The organism is Stenotrophomonas sp. FR012 (assembly GCF_047520565.2).
In the GTDB taxonomy this organism is placed as follows: domain Bacteria; phylum Pseudomonadota; class Gammaproteobacteria; order Xanthomonadales; family Xanthomonadaceae; genus Stenotrophomonas; species Stenotrophomonas sepilia.
In genome coordinates, this window is the sequence record NZ_JAXBQL020000004.1 from 113,212 (window position 1) to 130,442 (window position 17,231).

Genomic DNA, 17,231 nt, shown 5'->3' on the forward strand with positions numbered 1-17,231 from the left:
TTTCCAACTTACACCACCCCGATCACTCGATCGGCTGGTCCAGCATCAGCTGGCGTACGAAACGCACCGGGGGTGCGCCGTAGGACAGCACCTGGTCGTGGTACGCCTTCAGGTTGAACTTGTCGCCCAGCTTCTCCTGCACCGCCTTGCGGGTGTCGAAGTGTTCCTGCGCACCGACGAAGTAGGTCGGTAGCTGTGCCGAGGTCAGCTGTGCACGCACCCACTTGCCCGCCGCTTCGCTTTCCTGCTGGAACGCGTCGTGGGTCATCAGGTGCATCGCCTTCTCGCGATCCCAGTTGTCCACGTGCACGCCCTGGTCGAGGATCGCGTTGGAGATCGTGCGCAGGTAGAACTTCAGCTGCACCAGGTGGAACAGCGGATCGTTGTTGAGGTAACCCTGCTCCTGCATCATGCGCTCGGTGTAGACCGCCCAGCCTTCGGCGAACAGGCCTGAACGCAACACCGCACGCAGGGTCGAGGGGAACTTGGCCGAGTGCCAGCCTTCCAGGTAATGGCCCGGAGTACCTTCATGGATGCTGAGCAGGTGGATCATGCGCGAGTTGTACTCACGCAGGAACGAGTCGACCTGTTTCTCGTTCCAGTCGTCCGGAATCGGCGACACGGCGTAGAAGGTCTTCAGGTTCTTGTCCAGCGGGCCCGGCGAATCGCAGTAGGCCACTGCCACGCCACGCTGGAATTCCGGCATCAGGATGATGTCCACCGGCGCATCGGGCAGCGTCATCAGATCGTGCTCGCGTACGAACGCGGTGGACTGCTCCAGCGCGGCCTTGGCATCGTCGACCACCTTGTCGCGTGCCGGCTTGTCGGCGTAGGCCAGTTCCAGCGCGGCCTCGATCGCCTTCTGCTGCTGCTCGTCGGTCGGCTGGGCCGGCATCTCAGGTGCACCCGGCTTGTCCTTCAGCACGGTCTGCGCGATGCCGTACATGTCCTCGCGCACGCGCTTGAGTTCGGCGCGCGCACGCTCACCGATCTCCTGGCGCGACAGCGAGGAGCTCAGCGCGAATTTCAGCTTCTGGTCGTATTTCTCCGCACCGATGCGGAAGTCGCCCTTGGCGTTCGGTACCAGGGTCTTGTCCAGCCAGGTCTGCTGCTCGTCCACGGCCTTCTTCAGGCCGTCGATGGCCGCTTGCAGACGCTGCTGGTCGGCCTGCGGCAGTTCGCCGATGTGCGGGGTGATGAAGGTATCGACGATGCTGAGGATGCCCTTGTTCTGCTTGGCAACGGTCTCGGCGTGGATCTTCGGCACGCGGGCCGGGTCCAGGTTCTCGCGGGCCTGGGCGAAGATCGCCGGCAGCTTCTCCATGCGCGCGGTGGCCGCCTTCAGGCGCTCCGGCAGCGGTGCGAACTCGCGCGCCATCAGGCCGTAGATCGCGCTGCCGGCGATGCCGTTGTACAGCTGCGGGTCCCACTTGCCGGACTGCAGCACTTCGGCGTTCCAGATTTCCGACTGCAGCTGGTTGCGCAGGATCGCTGCGTCCACCTGGTTCTCACGGCCCAGCTTGGCCACCTCGATCTTGTCCAGCTCGCCCAGCAGCGCCTTGTAGGCGGCCACGGTCTTCTGCTGGCCGGCGGCACTCAGGTCGTCCAGCTCGCTGTCGTAGCGGTGGTCACCGATCTGGGTGGCGCTGACTGGCGACAGCTGCATCCAGGTGTCCAGCGCGCGCTTGGACAGATCGGCGAAGGCGGCGTCGACCGCCGCGTCACCGGCCTGCTGGCTGGCGGCCGGGGTGGAAGCATTGGTCGGGGCGTCGGCCGGCTGGCAACCGGCCAGCGCGGCGACCAGGGCGAGGGCAAGAAGATGCGGGCGCATCGGCATTCCTGTACGGGGTCAAACCCTGAGCATAGGGCCCCGTCGCTGCTTTGTCCCCGTGCCATAGGATTACCATGGGCGGATTCAAGGACCCTCCAAAGGAGCGCAGGACATGGAATACCAAGGAAGCTGTCATTGCGGCAGGATCGCATTCACCGTACAGGCCGAGGCGCCGATCAGCGACGTCATCGACTGCAACTGTTCGATGTGCCGGCGTCGCGGCAGCCTGCTGTGGTTCGCCCCGCGTGCGGCGTTCCAGCTGGCCACCGATCCGGCTGACGTGGCCACCTACCACTTCAACAAGGCCCACATCGACCACCACCACTGCCGCCAGTGTGGTATCGCTCCCTACAGCGAAGCGGTCGACCCTCGCACCGGCACACCGATGGTGGCGGTGAACGTGCGCTGCGTGCCGCAGGTGGATCTGGCTGGCCTTTCGGTGACCTCCTACGACGGAGCGGCACTGTGAGGCCGGTGCGAGCGTGGACGCGCAGGACGGCGCTGCCGGTACTGCTGCTGGCGCTGGGCGCCTGCGCCAAGCAGGGCGACATGGTGGGGGATGCGGGCGCCACGGCCGCGGAGGCGGCCATCGCTTCGCCGGAAGGCGCCTTCCTGGCCTACGAACACGACGTGCAGGTGCAGCTGGAGGCGGCGCAGATCGCACCGCGCATCCAGCAGATCGCCCAGGCCTGCCAGAGCGCGAAGTTCGGTGACTGTGCAGTGTTGCAGGTCGAGCAGCACGGCGGCGAGCAGCCCAGCGGTGAAGTGAAGGTGCGCATCGCCCCGAAGGGCACCGAGCCGCTGATCGCGATGGCTGGTGAAGGCGGCAAGCTGCAGTCCCGCAATACGCGCGCCGAGGATCTCGCGCAGGCGGTGGCCGACACGGCATTGACCAAGGCGCGGCTTGAAAAGGAGCACGCCCGCCTGCTGTCCTACCAGGACCGCAAGGACCTGAAGGTCGACGACCTGATGGCGATCACCACGCGCCTGTCGGAGATCGAGGCGGGTGTCGAGCAGGCCAACAAGGACGCCGCGCAGCAGCGTCGGCGCATCGATACCCAGCTGGTGGCGATCCACTTCGACACCACCTCTGGCCAGCGCAGCCGCAGCGAGATCGGCGAGGCGCTGAGCGAGTCGGGCAGCATCCTCAGCACCAGCATTGCGTTCCTGATCCGCGCTGCTGCCGCGCTGCTGCCGGTGGCGGTGCTGGCCTTGATCGCGGCCTGGGGTGTGCGGGCATGGTGGCGTCGCCGCCGTCGCAAGCTACCGCCCAACCCCTGAGATGAAGGCCGATGCCGGCGTCAGCCGGCATCAGCCCTCGTCGGTCTCGTACTCGACGAACACATCGAGTTCCAGCGCCAGTTCCTGCACCGCATCGCGCACCTTCTGCGCGGTGCTTTCATTGCCGACTTCCACTTCCAGCTCGTGGATGCCCGGACCGATGTCATCGGACAGCCCGGCCGAACTGGAATCGTCGTCGTCCATGTGCGGCATCAGGTCGTCGGTTTCTTCGACATGTTCGATGCCGTCCAGGCCGAGCAGCAGGTCGCTGATGGCGCGGGCGTCGTCTTCGGTTCCGGTGATGCGCAGTCGCAGCATGGCCATGGCATAGGTACGTTGTGGGTTCGCCAGCAGCCTAGCCAGCGTGAGGCAAAGAACGGGTGAGGGCGCAGTCAGGCGTGCGTTGCCGGCCGCCCGAGCAGGCTGTCCGGCAATGCCGGAATCGGCGTGCGCTCGTCCTGCGCCTGTTCCAGCAACCAGTCGATGAACAGGCGCGCGGCCGGGCTCGGCGGTTGCCCTTCTGCGTGCACCACGTGATAGGCATAGCGCGCCTTCAATGCCGGGCCGGGCAGGCGTACCACCTCGTAGCGCTGCAGGTAGGGCTGGGCGATGTGGGTGCGCGCCAGCACCGCGCCCATGCCATACACCGCTGCACGCATCGCGTCGGTGCTGTCGGCGAAGGTGTGCATCGGCGGCATCGGCGACGGCGGGCGCGCGCCGGCGTGGCGGAACCAGTCGCGCCAGCCCTGCGGCGACAGGTCGGTCAGCAGCGGCAGCTCGGCGATGCGCGCCGGATCGACCAGCGTTTCGACCCCGGCCAGTGCCGGTGAGGCCACCGGGAACAGGTAGTCATCCATCAGGTGCTGCGCACGCAGGCCCGGCCATTGGCCCAGCCCGTAGCGGATGCCGACTTCCGGTCCGTTGTCGTCGTAGCGATCCAGCCCGCTGCCGGTGTGCAGCTCGATGCGGATGTGTGGATAGGCCTGGGTGAAGCGTGGCAGTCGCGGCAGCAGCCAGCAGTACGAGAGCGAGCGCAGCGTGGTGATCCGCAGCGGCACGCTGTCGGCATCCGGTTGCAGGTGATGGGCCACCGCCGCGACATCGGTGAAGGCGGCGCTGGCGGCGTCGGCCAGCTGCCGGCCCTCGGCGGTCAGGCGCACGCCGCAGGCGTGGCGCAGGAACAGGCGAACTTCAAGTACTTCTTCCAGGCGGCGCACGTGGTGACTGACCGCGCTGGCGGTCAGGTGCAGCTCCTGCGCGGCCTGGGCGAAATTCTGGTGGCGTGCGGCGACCGCGAACACGGCCAGTGCGGGGAGCAGGGAAGGACGGAGCAGCATGTCGAGCCTCAAACCATATTTGTGGCTGACAGCGATACTACGCGCTTGTGCGGCGGGCGTCTGCGCCTGATCCTGTCTGCCTTGGCGAGGAACAGACGATGGACGGAGGCAGGACATGAATGCGATCCCACAGGCGGCCGAGCGCGACTGGCGCACGCCGCTGGAATTGACCCTGCTGGGCGCCATCTGGGGCTGCTCGTTCCTGTTCATGCGGGTGGCGGTGCCGTCGTTCGGCCCATTCGCGCTGGTCGAGGTACGGCTGGTGCTGGGCGCGCTGGTGCTGCTGCCGTTCCTGTGGCGCGCTCGCGCGCAGTTCCCGCCGCGCCGCTGGCTGTGGTTGGCACCGATCGGCCTGATCAACTCAGCGCTGCCGTTCGTGCTGTTTGCCTACGCCGCCGAGCAGGCGCCGGCCGCGATCGGTGCGATCTGCAATGCGATGACGGTGCTGTTCGCCGCGCTGATCGCGTTCCTGTTCTTCGGCGAGAAGATCGGCATGCGTCGTGCCGGGGCGCTGCTGGTCGGCTTCGCCGGCGTGGTGGTGCTGGCCACGGCCAAGGTCTCCGGCCTGAGCATCGGCACCGCAGTGCTGGCCGGTGCGGCGGCATCGCTGCTGTACGGCCTGGGCGTGAACCTGGTGAAGCGGCACATGACCGGGTTGCCGTCGGCCGCCGCCGCGGCGGCAACGCTGTCGTGCGCCTCGCTGTGGATGCTGCCGATGGCGGTCAGCCACTGGCCGCAGGCGGCGATTCCGTTGAAGGCCTGGGGCGCGGCGATCGCATTGGGCGTGGCCTGTACCGGCCTGGCGTTCCTGATGTTCTATCGCCTGATCGGTCGTATCGGCCCGTCGCGGGCGTCGACGGTGACCTACCTGATTCCGTTGTTCGGTGCGGCGTTTGCGTGGTTGTTCCTGGATGAGCCGGTGACGCTGCAGATGCTGATTGCCGGTGCGTTGATTCTGGGTAGCGTGGCGGTGAGTCAGAAGGGCTGAGCGCGCGCGCGCAGCGGTAGCACCGCGCCATGCCCGGCGGGCCCATTTCCGCGCCTGCGGGGAGGTGTCACTTTCTTTGCTCGTGCAAAGAAAGTAACCAAAGAAACACGCCGCCAGGTCGCGAGCCGGTGCTGCGCACCGGTACCCTGCGCTCCTCGGCCCGTCGAGGGACGGCGCGGGAACTCGCTGCGCTCAAACACCCGCGCCTCTTCGCCCTCGCCGGACCTGCGGTGCTCGGCTCGCTCAAGGCGGACTGGAAGGTCAAGATCAACAGCAAGAGCATCCACGCATGGCGTGGATCTACTGGGTGCAGCTGTGGCCTTTGAACTGCGTCCGCCTTGAGCGAGCCGAGCATCGCAGGGGAATCAGGGGCGAAGAGGCGCCGATGTCCTGTAGAGCCGACTGTTAGTCGGCTGCCTTCTGTACACCGTCCCCTGATTCACCGAGAAGCGCAGGGGACCGACGTGCGAAGCACGGCGGCTCGCGACCTGGCGGCGCGTTTCTTTTGGTTACTTTTCTTTTCGCGCGAAAAGAAAAGTGACGCCCATGAACAGTGAAGTACCTTCAGCACGCGTAACGTGCGGAAACCATCACCGCACCGGCACCGGAATATTGCAAAGGTCGATATGCCCCGCCGGGCGCTTGTAGAAATCATCCACGCGGTTGCGCCGCGCCTCCACCGTATCGGCGAAGGTCTTCGAGTCGGTACGCAGTACCTGGATCGGTGTGCGCTCGGCCGCCGGCACGTCCCTGGCACGGCGGATCGCCACGATCGGCGTGCGCAGATTCGGGTCGGTGTAGAAGCCCATCGGCGCCGGTCCGCGCGGGGTCGCGCTGAGCAGTTCCATGCCCTTCAGCACGCGGCCGACCAGGGTGATGTTGCGGTCGAGCTGACGCGGTGACTGGCCGGTCACCACGTAGAGTTCGGCACCGATGCTGCTGTCCTCTTCGTTGCTGCGGCCGGCGCCCAGCATGCCGTAGCAATGTGCCAGCCAGGCCTTGCCGGCCTGCGGGTCCTGGCCGACCGGGAAGCCGTCGACGAAACCGGTCTGCGCGGCCCAGCCATCGCGATCCGGCAGCACGCTGACCTTCAGGCCAGCGCTGGCGCGCTCGAATTCAGCCGGCAGCTTGCGCGCGGCGCTGCCGAACGGCTTGGCCTTGGCCGCGTCATCGGCGTCGGCATCGCCGAACTGCACCACGAAGTTGTCCTGAGAGCGGTAGATGCTGGTGCCGTCCCAGAAGTGCTCGTGGGCGAAGGTCTGGATGTTGGCGACATGGCGCGGGGCGAACTGCGGCGCCAGCTCGATGATCACGCGCCCGGCCGGCAGGTCCATGTACAGCAGGTTGGCCGGGTCCGGCGTGCGCCAGTCGCTGGCCGGCGAGGCGTCCAAGATCTGCTGCGGGCTGCGGTAAGGCGAGGCCGCGCTGGCCATGGCGGGCAGCAGGCAGGCGAGGGCGAGGGCGGTCAGGGCAAGGCGACGGCGGTGCGGCATGGGAACCCCGGAACATGAACGAGGCTTCGATTCTGCGCGAGCAATCCGGTCACGCCAACCGGCAGAGTGACTAACGACACATTCGCTATACCGAACTTCGCACTACTGTGGACTTCAACGTAGTGGAGGGCCGGCCATGTCCGAGGACGATGTCCACCTGAAGAAATTCCAGAAGGAGCTCAGCGCCGGAACGGTGTCGCTGGCCCTGCTGGCGGTGCTGGCCCGGGCCGGGGAGCCGCTGTACGGCTACCTCATTGCCAAGGAGCTGGAGCGGGTGGGCGAGGGCGTGCTGAGCGGCAAGCAGAGCGCGCTGTACCCGGTGCTGCGCAACCTGGAGTGCGCCGGCCTGCTGGAAAGCCATGTGGAGCCGTCCAGCAGCGGGCCGCCGCGGCGCTACTACCGCATCAATGAACGTGGCCGCGAGGTGCTGGCGCAGTGGCGCCAGGCGTGGCAGGCCACCCGCGATTCCGTCGATTCCGTGTTGGAGGGGGTACCGCAATGAACGACCCGAGCCTGGCAGGCCGCGCCCTGCCGACCACCATTCCGCAGTACCTGGCGCAGCTGCGCGCTGCGCTGGAAGGTGCCGATCCGGCGATGGTGCAGGACGCGTTGTACGACGCCGAGGAATACCTGCGCTCGGAGCTGGCCGCGCAGCCCGGCCGCAGCGAGGCCGAGGTGATCGCCGACGTTGCCGGCAGCTATGGCGCGCCGGACGAAGTGGCCGACATCTACCGCGAGACCGAAGTGACAGTGAACCGCGCGCTGCGCACGCCGCGTGCGGATACCGCGCCGGTGCTGCGTGCGGCGGCGGAAGCCAGTGGCGTCGAGCCGGCCTCACCGCCGCCGGCGCCGGTGCAACGCTCGCTGCTGGCGCGCTTCTTCGGCGTGGTGGCCGATCCGCATACCTATGGCGCGCTGTTCTACATGCTGCTGTCGCTGGCCACCGGCATTTTCTTCTTCACCTGGGTGGTGACCGGCCTGTCGCTCTCGCTCGGCCTGTTGATCCTGATCGTCGGCATTCCGCTGACCGTGCTGTTCTTCGGCTCGGTGCGCGGGCTGGCGCTGCTGGAAGGGCGGCTGGTGGAAGCATTGCTGGGCGAGCGCATGCCGCGCCGTCCGCGCTACACCGACCGCAGCCGCACGTGGCTGCAGCGCATCGGCGACATGTTCACCGATGGCCGTACCTGGCTGACCCTGCTGTACTTCGTGCTGATGCTGCCGCTGGGCGTGGTCTACTTCACCATCGCGGTGACGCTGCTGTCGCTGTCGCTGGGGTTCATCTGGGCGCCGGTGGCCGCGCTGTTCAGCGGTGACATTCCGGGTGTCTACGTCGATGGCGTGAACGTGCTGCCGATGGCCGCCTCGCCGCTGGTGGGCATCGTGATCGCAGCTGTGGGCGTGCTGCTGCTGCTGTTGACGATGCACCTGGCACGGGGCATCGGCAAGCTGCACGGGCTGATTGCCAAGAACCTGCTGGTGCGGTTGTAACAGGCCAGGGGTCGGATTCCTGTTCGCAGAACAGGGCTCTGACCCCGGATCCCATCATGCTGGGTCAGTGCCCTTCCCGTTGGAAAGGGATCCGCCCCCTGCCGGGAATCAGCCCGCCTTTCGCCGCAACGGAGTGACGTTGCTCTTCTTCTTCGTGGCCCTCGCCGCCGGTGCCTCGGCATGGGCAGCGAAGAAGTCGCGCACCTTCGGATACACCACCTCGCGCCAGCGACGGCCGCTGAAGATACCGTAGTGGCCGGCGCCTTCGACGATGAAATGCTCGCGGCGGTCAGTAGCAATGCCGGTGCACAGCGCCTGCGCTGCTTCGGTCTGGCCAAGGCCGGCGATATCGTCCAGTTCGCCCTCGATGCTCAGCAGCGCGGTATCGCGGATCGCCGACGGGTCGACCTTCTCGCCGTTGACCACCCACTCGCCACGCGGCAGCAGGAAGTCCTGGAACACCACGCGGATGGTATCCAGGTAGTACTTGGCCGGCATGTCCAGCACCGCGTTGTACTCGTCGTAGAAGCGACGGTGCGCGTCGGCGTCTTCCAGGTCGCCCTTGACCAGGTCGGTGTAGAAATCCCAGTGCGAACTGAAGTGGCGGCTGGGGTTCATCGACAGGAAGCCGGCGTGCTGCAGGAAGCCCGGATACACGCGGCGGCCGGCGCCGGGATAGCTGGCCGGCACGGTGTGGATGACGTTGTTCTCGAACCACGACAGCGGGTTCTGCGTGGCCAGGTTGTTCACCGCGGTCGGGCTGCAGCGCGCATCGATCGGGCCGCCCATCATCACCAGGGTGCGCGGTGTCGGCTCGCCACGGCTGGCCATCAGTGAAACCGCGGCCAGCACCGGTACCGTCGGCTGGCACACGCTGACCACGTGCAGGCGTTCGACGCCCAGATGGCGGATGAACTCCTGGATGTAGGCGATGTAGTCGTCCAGGCCGAACTCGCCTTCGTTGGCCGGCACCATGCGCGCGTCCACCCAGTCGGTGACGTACACACGGTGGTCGCGCAGCAGCGTGCGCACCGTATCGCGCAGCAGCGTGGCGTGGTGCCCGGACAGCGGTGCCACCACCAGCACGAACGGCTGGTTGAGCATGGTGTGCAGCTGGTCGGCTTCATTGCTGTGGCGCTTGAAGCGCAGCAGCTTGCAGAACGGCTTGCTCACTTCCTCGTGCACGACGATCGGCACGCGCTCGCCGTCGACCTCGATTTCGTTGATGCCCCACTCGGGCTTCTCGTAATCCTTGCCGATGCGGTGGAACAGCTCATTGACCGCCGCCAGACGATCGGCGCCGGGCATCTGCGACCACCAGTGGCCCGGGTTGGCGAAGAATTTGGCGTTGGCCTGGGCCTGGTGCACCCAGGGGGCGAGCAGGTTGCGGGTCAGTTCGTGCAGTTGATAGAGCATGACGACCGAATATGTATGGTCATATGTTGCCGCGCAGCATATCCCATCCGGGTGTCCCGCAGGTTAAGTTGGCTGAAAATAATGAATCCGGATTCACATCCGTTCCAGCGCGGCGGCATCGCCTGCCAGGGCGGGGCCGAGCCAGCAGTGCGACCCTACCGGCTGCAGGCCGTGCCGGGCCAGCGTCCGCCGATACCAGCGTGCTGGGCGGGCCTGGAAGCCGTCGTGGTCGCCTTCGAACGCGTCCTCGGCGGCGAAGGTCTCCAGGAAGGCCACACCGCCGGTCAGCTCGGCCACGCCGGCCAGGCCGGCGCGCAGCTCGCGGTCGGGCACGTAGTGCATCACGTCCGAACACACCAGCAGGTCGACCGGCGCGCAGGGCCGCAGCCAGGCGAAATCGCCGAAGCTGGCCAGGTGCAGGTTGCGGGTGCGGCCATAGCGGCGCACAGCGTACTCGCTGCTGTCGAAGCCCAGGTATTCGACCTTCGGACGCTGCTTCAGCAGCGGTGCGCGCCAGGCGCCTTCGCCGCAGCCGATGTCCAGCACACTGCGGATCGGTCGTTCCAGGTAGTACTCGGCACTGGCCACGGCCAACGCGACCTTGCGCGCCAGGCGGGCGCTGCCGCCGATGTCGGCGCGGCGGTACCAGCGTTGGAAGTAGGCGGCGTCGTAGGTCTTGTCCATGGGGCGGTGCGCGATCAGGGAAAACGGTGCCTATCGTACGGCGTTGCGCCCCCGGGTGTGGCGGACCCGCAGTAGAGCCACGCCATGCATGGCTGTCCTGATGCGGCGATTGGACGCGGCAGCCACCCATGAGGTGGCTCTACTGCGACAATAGGCGCCCATCTACGCCAGCCGCCGGAGCGAGCGCATGCAGAGCTACTACTGGGTCAAGACCTTCCACATCGTGTTCGTGGTGGCGTGGATGGCCACGGTGTTCTACCTGCCGCGCATCCTGGTCAACCTGGCCGAGACCGCAGGCCAGCCGGCGGTGACCGAGCGCCTGCAGCTGATGGGCCTGCGCCTGTACCGTTTCGGCCACTCGATGTTCGGCCTGGCCTTTGTGCTGGGCCTGGTGCTGTGGCTGGGCTACAAGGTCATCCCGGATTTCCCGACCATGGTCGCGCCGGGCGGCGCTGGCTGGCTGCACGCCAAGCTGGGCCTGGTGGTGGTGCTGCTGGTGTATTTCAGCTGGATCGGCCGTCTGTTGAAGGGCGTGGCCAAGGGCAGGGCGCTGCCGTCGTCGCGCGCGCTGCGCTGGATCAACGAGATCCCGCTGCTGGCGTTCATTCCGATCGTGTGGCTGGTGCTGGCCAAGCCGTTCTGAACGTCCGTTATCCGTAGAGCCATGCTTGGCTCTACGGGTTCGCGTGATTCTTCGCCAAAGCAGAGGCATCCACGCATGGCGTGGATCTACTGGGTGCAGCTGTGGCTTTTGATGTTCAGGTCCGCCATGAGCGAGCCGAGCATCGCAGGTGAAACAGGGGCGAAGAGGCGCCGATGTCTGAGCGCAGCGAGTTCGGCGCCGTCCCCTGATTCACCGAGAAGCGCAGGGAACCGGTGCATAGCACCGGCTCGCGTTCGGCGGCGTGTTCTTTGGTTACTTTCTTGCACGAGCAAGAAAGTAACAAGCCGATGAATCAGGCCGCTTCGTACGTGCCGTAGCTGCGCAGGCGGGTGTAGCGCTGCTCCAGCAGCTGTTCGGTGGACAGCTTGTCCAGCGCGTCCAGTTCGTTCAGCAGCACGGCCTTCAGGCGCTTGGCCATCTGGGTCGGATTGCGGTGGGCGCCGCCGGTGGGCTCGCGCACGACCTTGTCGACCAGGCCCAGGCTCTTCAGGCGCGGCGCGGTCAGGCCCAGCTGCTCGGCGGCTTCCTTGGCCTTGCCGGCGTCCTTCCACAGGATCGAGGCGCAGCCTTCCGGGGTGATGGTCGAGTACACCGCGTATTCCAGCATCACGGTGCGGTCGCCCACGCCCAGCGCCAGCGCGCCGCCGGAGCCGCCTTCACCGATCACGGTGCAGATGATCGGCACCTTCAGCTCGGCCATCTCGATCAGGTTGCGCGCGATCGCTTCGGACTGGCCGCGCGATTCGGCGTCGATACCCGGCCAGGCACCGGCGGTGTCGATCAGGGTCAGCACCGGCAGGCCGAAGCGCTCGGCCATCTTCATCAGGCGCAGCGCCTTGCGGTAGCCCTCCGGCTTGGGCATGCCGAAGTTGCGCTTGATCTTTTCCTTGGTGTCGCGACCCTTCTGGTGGCCGATCACCATTACCGCGCGGCCATTGATGCGGGCCAGGCCGCCCATGATCGCCTTGTCGTCGGCGAAGGCGCGGTCACCGGCCAGCTCCTGGAACTCATCGAACATGACGCGGATGTAGTCGGCGGTGTACGGACGCGACGGGTGCCGGGCCAGCTGCAGCACCTGCCACGAGGTCAGGTTGCGGAAGATCTGCGCGGTGCGCATGCGCAGCTTGTCCTGCAGCGCGTGCACTTCCGCCTCGACATTGACCGCCGGCCCGGCACTGGCGTTGCGCAGTTCCTGGATCTTGGCTTCCAGGTCGGCGATGGGTTGCTCGAAGTCGAGGTAGTTCGGATTCATCGGAAGCCGTCGTGTAAAGAAGGGGGCAATTCTAGCCGAATGCGTGCAAACCACCCGTACGCCTTCGTCTGGAAGGCGACGGTAGCGCAGCCGGGCAGGCGGCGCCAGTCAGCTCAGGGCACCACCAGGGCGCTGCGGCCCATCAACTGGCTGCGCTGGGAAACGAAGTCGTTGTAGGCCTCGTTGGCCTCCCGGCCCAGGCCGCTGCCCAGGGTGGCAGTGGCCGAGGTGAAGGCCATCTGCGCAGCGAAGTCCTGCTTGCGCAGGGCCTTCTGTTCATCGGCGGTGGTGGCCTTCAGCCATCGCGCGTAGACCGCGCGAAGCGGCGCGGCATGCGCCTCGAAGGCCGGTGCCAGCGCCGGCAGGCTGGCCGGTGCCGGTTCAAGGCTGTATGCCGGGGCCACGTAGCCGGCCGGCTGTTCGCGCTTGAACGCGCCCGGCTCGCCCATGCCTTCCTCGACGTAGGCGATGAAATCCGGTGCCGTGAACACCTTGGCGATGATCTGGCCACCACTGGAATCGACGTGGGCGACCACCTTTTCCTTCGGGAACGGTTCGCGCACGCCGTAGGTCCAGGTCTTGTCGATGAACAGGTCGTGGTGCTTCTCGAAGGGGCCCTCGAAGTCGACGCCGCCCAGCTCGATGCCGGCCTTGCCGGTGCCGAAGTTCTTCAGCTTGCTCTCGTCGGTGACGTAGACCTCGCGTGCGATCACGTATTCGCTCAGGGTCGGGTTGATCAGGCCGCCACGACCGTCGACGTAGACGATGAAGCGCACGTCGCCGAGCGTGTCGGTATGCAGGCGATGCTCGCCAATGGCCAGCGAGACCGGGCGCGAGCCGTGCGCGGCCACCGGCAGGTCCTGGCCGTCGATGCTCAGCGCCAGCGGCGTGTCGGTCGGGTTGTCGATCTGGAACTCGATCTTCGACGGCGAGCAGGCGGCCAGCGCCAGTGCGGCAACGAACGGGAACAGCAGGGTCTTCATTGGCGATCGTCCTTGATGACTGGAACGGGAAAACAGGAACACGAAGCAGCCAGCCTCAGCTGGCCCACGGCGGGCTGTAGCGCACCTTCAGCGTACGTACGGCGGGGTCGGCGCGCAGCGCCTCCATCAGCTTGGAATCGATGCGCACTGCGCTCTGCCCGGAGACATCCAGCATGCCGGCGACACCGCCGTGCGGGCCCTTCAGCAGCAGGTCCAGGCGCAACGGCGTCCGCCCCGGGCGATGGCGGTCGAGCAGGGCATTGATGCGCTCCCAGACCGGGCGCTGCTGGCGCAGGTCCAGGCGCAACGACAGCCGCGTGGCGTAGTTGGCGCAGACTTCGTCGAAGTCCCAGCACTGGCGGATGCGCAGTGCGTAGCCGCCGTTGAATTCGTCCTCGCGGAGGCCGCCCTTGACCACCAGGATGCGGTCCTTGGTCATCAGGTGGCCGAACTCGGCCATCGCATCGGAGAACGCGCTGCACTCCACGCGGCCGCGACCGTCCTCCAGCTGGATGAAGATCTGGCTCTCACCCTTGCGGCGCACGCCGACCACCTGGCCGGCCAGCACGGTCTGCACTTCCGGGCGCCAGCGCTTCTCGCCGCCACCGCCGCCGCCGCCGCTGTTGGCGCTCCAGATCTTCTCCACCGAACCCAGGTCGTTGCCGACCAGGTCGCGCACATCGTCGCGCCAGGGATCGAACGGGTGGCCGCTGAGGTAGAAGCCCAGCGTGTCGCGCTCGCCGTTGAGGCGCTGCAGCAGCGGCCATTCTTCGGCCTCGGGCAGGTCCAGCTGGATCGACACGGTGCTCGGATCGGGCCCGCCAAACAGCGAATTCTGCCCGGACGCACGCTCGCGTGCCATCTGGTCGGTGGCCTTGATCACTTCCGGCAGCTGCAGCATCAGCGAGGCACGGTTGCGGCCGAGCTCATCGAGCGCGCCACAGTTGATCATCGCTTCCAGCGTGCGCCGGTTGAGCTTGGCCGAGCCGACGCGGGTGCAGAAGTCCAGCAGATCCTTGAACGGTCCGCCCTTCAGTCGTTCCTCGACCACCGCTTCGCAGGCGCCCTGGCCGACGCCCTTGATCGCGCCCAGGCCGTACTGGATCGTGTCCGGTGTGACCGCTTCGAACATGAAGGCCGACTGGTTCACCTTCGGCGGCAGCACGGTCAGGCCGAGGTTGCGCACCTCGTCGAGGAAGCCGACCACCTTGTCGGTGTTGTCCAGGTCTGAAGACAGCGTGGCCGCCATGAACTCGGCCGGGTAATGGCGCTTCAGCCAGGCGGTCTGGTAGCTGACCAGTGCGTATGCAGCGGCGTGCGACTTGTTGAAGCCATAGCCGGCGAACTTCTCCATCAGGTCGAAGATTTCGTCGGCCTTGGGGCCGTCGACGCCGCCCTTGGCTGCGCCTTCGCGGAAGATCTCGCGGTGCTTGGCCATTTCCGCCGGCACCTTCTTGCCCATCGCGCGTCGCAGCAGGTCAGCGCCGCCCAGCGAGTAGCCGCCGACGATCTGCGCCATCTGCATCACCTGCTCCTGGTACACCATGATGCCGTAGGTGTCCTTCAGGATCGCTTCGGTGCGCGGATCGGGATAGATGATCTCTTCCTGGCCGTGCTTGCGCGCGTTGAAGGAGGGAATCAGGTCCATCGGGCCGGGGCGATACAGCGACACCAGCGCGATCAGGTCTTCGAAGCGGTCGGGGCGCGCGTCCTTCAGCAGGCGGCGCATGCCCGAGGATTCGAACTGGAACACCGCGCCGGTGTTGCCATTGGCGAAGATGTCCTTGTAGGTGGGCGCATCGTCGAGCGGGATCGCGGCAATGTCGACCGGCGGAATGCCCGCGCGTTCGTGGCGCTTGTTGATCGCCTTCACCGCCCAGTCGATGATGGTCAGCGTGCGCAGGCCGAGGAAGTCGAACTTCACCAGGCCCACTTCTTCCACGTCGTTCTTGTCGAACTGGGTGACCGGGTTCTTGCCCAGGCCGTTCTCGTCGTGTTCGGCGTACAGCGGGCAGAACTCGCTCAGCGGCTCGGGCCCGATCACCACGCCGCCGGCATGCTTGCCGGCGTTGCGGGTCAGGTCTTCCAGCTGCAGCGCCAGGTCGATCAGGTCGCGGACATCGTCCTCGGTCTCATAGCGCTGGATCAGTTCCGGCGACGCCATTTCCGAACTGGGGCCTTCCTTGCCCTTGCCCAGCGCATCCTTCAGGTGGATGCCCAGGATGTTGGGAATCAGCTTGGAAACACCGTCGACCAGGCCATACGGGAAGCCGAGCACGCGGCCGGAGTCGCGCACCACCGCCTTTGCGGCCATGGTGCCGTAGGTGATGATCTGGCTGACGCGCTCGCGCCCGTACTTGCGCGCGACGTAGTCGATCACCTCGTCGCGGCGGTCCATGCAGAAGTCGATGTCGAAGTCGGGCATCGACACGCGTTCCGGGTTCAGGAATCGCTCGAACAGCAGGTTGTACGGCAGCGGGTCCAGGTCGGTGATCTTCAGCGCCCACGCCACCAGCGAGCCGGCACCCGAACCACGGCCGGGACCGATCGGGATGCCCTGGTTCTTGCCCCACTGGATGAAGTCGGCCACGATCAGGAAGTAGCCGGGGAAGCCCATCTTGATGATGGTGTTGAGCTCGAACTCCAGGCGCTCGAAGTACTCCTCACGGGTCTTGCCCGGCGCCAGCGGATTCTTCTCCAGGCGCTCTTCCAGGCCATCGCGCGACATCTTCTGGATCCAGGTGTCCAGGGTCTCGTCGTCGGGCACCGGGTAGTTGGGCAGGAAGTAGGTGCCCAGCCGCATCTCGATGTTGCAGCGCTCGGCCAGCGCCAGCGTGTTGTCGATCGCATCGGGGATGTCGGCGAACAGCGCGCACATCTCCTCGGCCGACTTCAGGTACTGCTGGTCGCTGTACTCGCGCGGGCGCTTGGGATCGTCCAGCACGCGGCCGGTGGAAATGCACACGCGCGCTTCGTGCGCGCTGAAATCCGACGGCGACAGGAAGCGCACGTCATTGCTGGCGACCACCGGCAGGCCGCGCTGGCCGGCGGCCATCAGCGCGAACTGGTTGAAGGTTTCCTCGCCCTCGCGGCCGGTACGGGTCAGCTCCAGGTGCAGGCCATCGCCGAACACGCGCTGCCAGTCGGCCAGCTGCTGCTCGGCCAGTTCATGCTTGCCGTCCAGTGCCAGGCGCCCGGCCAGGCTCTGCCGTCCGGCCAGCGCGAACAGGTTGGCGTTGCCGGCCTTCAGCCAGTCCGGGTGGATGGCCACACCGCCTTCCGGGCGATGGCCTTCCATCCAGGCGCGGGTCAGCAACCGCGACAGGCTCAGGTAGCCCTCGCGGTCGCGGCACAGCAGGGTCATCCGCCACGGGTCCTGGCCTTCCTCGGCGATCAGCACGTCGGCACCGGCGATCGGCTTGATGCCTACGCCTTCGGCGGCCTTGTAGAACTTGACCAGGGCGAACAGGTTGTTGAGATCGGTCACCGCCAGCGCGGGCAGGCCGAGCTCCACCGAGCGCGACAGCAGGTTGGCCTGCTTGGCCTTCTTCGGGTCCGCCTGGTCCGGCTTGGCCGGCACGCGGATGGTCGAGTCCGCCAGCGAGAACTCGGTGTGGACGTGGAGATGTACGAAGCGGGAGTTGGACATGCCGGACCAGGTTGGAGCGCGCGGGCCCCGGGTGCTGACGGAGGTTCGTCGCCGGGGTCGGGAAGCGCTGGAATGCCCGGTCAGGGTAGCGAGGGCAGGGGGTTGCCACAAGGCTTGACAGGGGCACGGCGTGGCGCCGGATTCAGGCGTGCGGGAGGCCGCCTT

General features: G+C 66.7%; 15 protein-coding genes. 6 read left to right on the forward strand and 9 right to left on the reverse strand.

All coding sequences use genetic code 11. From position 1 onward, the window contains the following. Positions 1–22: 22 nt before the first annotated feature. Complete coding sequence (locus ACM0O9_RS08700; protein WP_065186377.1) at positions 23–1,831, reverse strand: DUF885 domain-containing protein; 1,809 nt, start codon at positions 1,829–1,831, stop codon at positions 23–25. Between the two features lie 112 nt (positions 1,832–1,943). On the opposite strand from ACM0O9_RS08700, the gene ACM0O9_RS08705 reads away from it, so the two are divergent. Both ACM0O9_RS08705 and ACM0O9_RS08710 read left to right on the forward strand, forming a co-directional pair. Continuing rightward, entirely contained in the window at positions 1,944–2,300 is a 357-nt protein-coding gene (locus tag ACM0O9_RS08705; RefSeq protein WP_053497067.1) for a GFA family protein, read from the forward strand. Next, the gene (locus ACM0O9_RS08710) at positions 2,297–3,112 is read left to right on the forward strand and encodes a DUF4349 domain-containing protein (protein ID WP_262220197.1); all 816 of its coding nucleotides are present in this window, start codon (positions 2,297–2,299) and stop codon (positions 3,110–3,112) included. Before ACM0O9_RS08705 ends, ACM0O9_RS08710 begins: the two co-directional genes overlap by 4 nt. 30 nt (positions 3,113–3,142) lie before the next feature. Here ACM0O9_RS08710 and ACM0O9_RS08715 read toward each other — a convergent pair whose 3' ends face one another. Together ACM0O9_RS08715 and ACM0O9_RS08720 are read right to left on the reverse strand one after the other, a co-directional pair. Further along, positions 3,143–3,436, reverse strand: a complete 294-nt coding sequence (locus tag ACM0O9_RS08715) for a hypothetical protein (protein ID WP_005415831.1) — start codon at positions 3,434–3,436, stop codon at positions 3,143–3,145. 68 nt (positions 3,437–3,504) lie between these two features. Beyond that, entirely contained in the window at positions 3,505–4,449 is a 945-nt protein-coding gene (locus ACM0O9_RS08720) for a LysR substrate-binding domain-containing protein (protein ID WP_414603906.1), read from the reverse strand. A 115-nt stretch (positions 4,450–4,564) separates the two neighbouring features. Between ACM0O9_RS08720 and ACM0O9_RS08725 the strand changes: the two genes are divergently transcribed. Continuing rightward, complete coding sequence (locus tag ACM0O9_RS08725) at positions 4,565–5,437, forward strand: DMT family transporter (protein ID WP_065177444.1); 873 nt, start codon at positions 4,565–4,567, stop codon at positions 5,435–5,437. Between the two features lie 590 nt (positions 5,438–6,027). Here the strand turns inward: ACM0O9_RS08725 and ACM0O9_RS08730 are convergent. Then, positions 6,028–6,930: a peptidylprolyl isomerase gene (locus ACM0O9_RS08730; RefSeq protein WP_065186375.1), complete on the reverse strand. Its 903-nt coding sequence runs from the start codon at positions 6,928–6,930 to the stop codon at positions 6,028–6,030. Between the two features lie 136 nt (positions 6,931–7,066). Here ACM0O9_RS08730 and ACM0O9_RS08735 point away from each other — a divergent pair, with 136 nt between their 5' ends. Together ACM0O9_RS08735 and ACM0O9_RS08740 are read left to right on the forward strand one after the other, a co-directional pair. Next, positions 7,067–7,432, forward strand: a complete 366-nt coding sequence (locus tag ACM0O9_RS08735) for a PadR family transcriptional regulator (protein ID WP_414603905.1) — start codon at positions 7,067–7,069, stop codon at positions 7,430–7,432. After that, positions 7,429–8,418: a sensor domain-containing protein gene (locus ACM0O9_RS08740; RefSeq protein ID WP_065177442.1), complete on the forward strand. Its 990-nt coding sequence runs from the start codon at positions 7,429–7,431 to the stop codon at positions 8,416–8,418. The genes ACM0O9_RS08735 and ACM0O9_RS08740 overlap by 4 nt, the downstream gene beginning before the upstream one ends. Before the next feature lie 108 nt (positions 8,419–8,526). On the opposite strand, the gene ACM0O9_RS08745 is transcribed toward ACM0O9_RS08740, so the two are convergent. Beyond that, complete coding sequence (locus ACM0O9_RS08745) at positions 8,527–9,834, reverse strand: polyhydroxyalkanoate depolymerase (protein WP_065177441.1); 1,308 nt, start codon at positions 9,832–9,834, stop codon at positions 8,527–8,529. A gap of 93 nt (positions 9,835–9,927) precedes the next feature. Beyond that, positions 9,928–10,518, reverse strand: a complete 591-nt coding sequence (locus ACM0O9_RS08750; protein WP_065186374.1) for a class I SAM-dependent DNA methyltransferase — start codon at positions 10,516–10,518, stop codon at positions 9,928–9,930. Positions 10,519–10,705: 187 nt separating this feature from the next. Between ACM0O9_RS08750 and ACM0O9_RS08755 the strand changes: the two genes are divergently transcribed. Further along, entirely contained in the window at positions 10,706–11,161 is a 456-nt protein-coding gene (locus tag ACM0O9_RS08755) for a CopD family protein (RefSeq protein WP_053497082.1), read from the forward strand. A 313-nt stretch (positions 11,162–11,474) separates the two neighbouring features. On the opposite strand, the gene ACM0O9_RS08760 is transcribed toward ACM0O9_RS08755, so the two are convergent. The 3 genes from ACM0O9_RS08760 to dnaE form a co-directional block, all read right to left on the reverse strand. After that, positions 11,475–12,434, reverse strand: coding sequence for an acetyl-CoA carboxylase carboxyltransferase subunit alpha (locus ACM0O9_RS08760; RefSeq protein ID WP_019659134.1), 960 nt, complete (start codon positions 12,432–12,434; stop codon positions 11,475–11,477). 113 nt (positions 12,435–12,547) lie between these two features. Then, a complete protein-coding gene (locus ACM0O9_RS08765; RefSeq protein WP_171955921.1) occupies positions 12,548–13,417 on the reverse strand; it encodes a YajG family lipoprotein in 870 nt (289 codons plus the stop codon). A 55-nt stretch (positions 13,418–13,472) separates the two neighbouring features. Next, a complete protein-coding gene (gene dnaE, locus ACM0O9_RS08770) occupies positions 13,473–17,066 on the reverse strand; it encodes a DNA polymerase III subunit alpha (protein ID WP_065177437.1) in 3,594 nt (1,197 codons plus the stop codon). Between the last annotated feature and the right edge of the window lie 165 nt (positions 17,067–17,231).

Bases quoted from the DNA above. Each gene is read 5' to 3' on its own strand.
- ACM0O9_RS08700 (WP_065186377.1), bottom strand. From the start codon at position 1,831: ATGCGCCCGCATCTTCTTGCCCTCGCCCTGGTCGCCGCGCTGGCCGGT.
- ACM0O9_RS08705 (WP_053497067.1), top strand. From the start codon at position 1,944: ATGGAATACCAAGGAAGCTGTCATTGCGGCAGGATCGCATTCACCGTA.
- ACM0O9_RS08715 (WP_005415831.1), bottom strand. From the start codon at position 3,436: ATGGCCATGCTGCGACTGCGCATCACCGGAACCGAAGACGACGCCCGC.
- ACM0O9_RS08720 (WP_414603906.1), bottom strand. From the start codon at position 4,449: ATGCTGCTCCGTCCTTCCCTGCTCCCCGCACTGGCCGTGTTCGCGGTC.
- ACM0O9_RS08725 (WP_065177444.1), top strand. From the start codon at position 4,565: ATGAATGCGATCCCACAGGCGGCCGAGCGCGACTGGCGCACGCCGCTG.
- ACM0O9_RS08730 (WP_065186375.1), bottom strand. From the start codon at position 6,930: ATGCCGCACCGCCGTCGCCTTGCCCTGACCGCCCTCGCCCTCGCCTGC.
- ACM0O9_RS08735 (WP_414603905.1), top strand. From the start codon at position 7,067: ATGTCCGAGGACGATGTCCACCTGAAGAAATTCCAGAAGGAGCTCAGC.
- ACM0O9_RS08740 (WP_065177442.1), top strand. From the start codon at position 7,429: ATGAACGACCCGAGCCTGGCAGGCCGCGCCCTGCCGACCACCATTCCG.
- ACM0O9_RS08745 (WP_065177441.1), bottom strand. From the start codon at position 9,834: ATGCTCTATCAACTGCACGAACTGACCCGCAACCTGCTCGCCCCCTGG.
- ACM0O9_RS08750 (WP_065186374.1), bottom strand. From the start codon at position 10,518: ATGGACAAGACCTACGACGCCGCCTACTTCCAACGCTGGTACCGCCGC.
- ACM0O9_RS08755 (WP_053497082.1), top strand. From the start codon at position 10,706: ATGCAGAGCTACTACTGGGTCAAGACCTTCCACATCGTGTTCGTGGTG.
- ACM0O9_RS08760 (WP_019659134.1), bottom strand. From the start codon at position 12,434: ATGAATCCGAACTACCTCGACTTCGAGCAACCCATCGCCGACCTGGAA.
- ACM0O9_RS08765 (WP_171955921.1), bottom strand. From the start codon at position 13,417: ATGAAGACCCTGCTGTTCCCGTTCGTTGCCGCACTGGCGCTGGCCGCC.
- dnaE (WP_065177437.1), bottom strand. From the start codon at position 17,066: ATGTCCAACTCCCGCTTCGTACATCTCCACGTCCACACCGAGTTCTCG.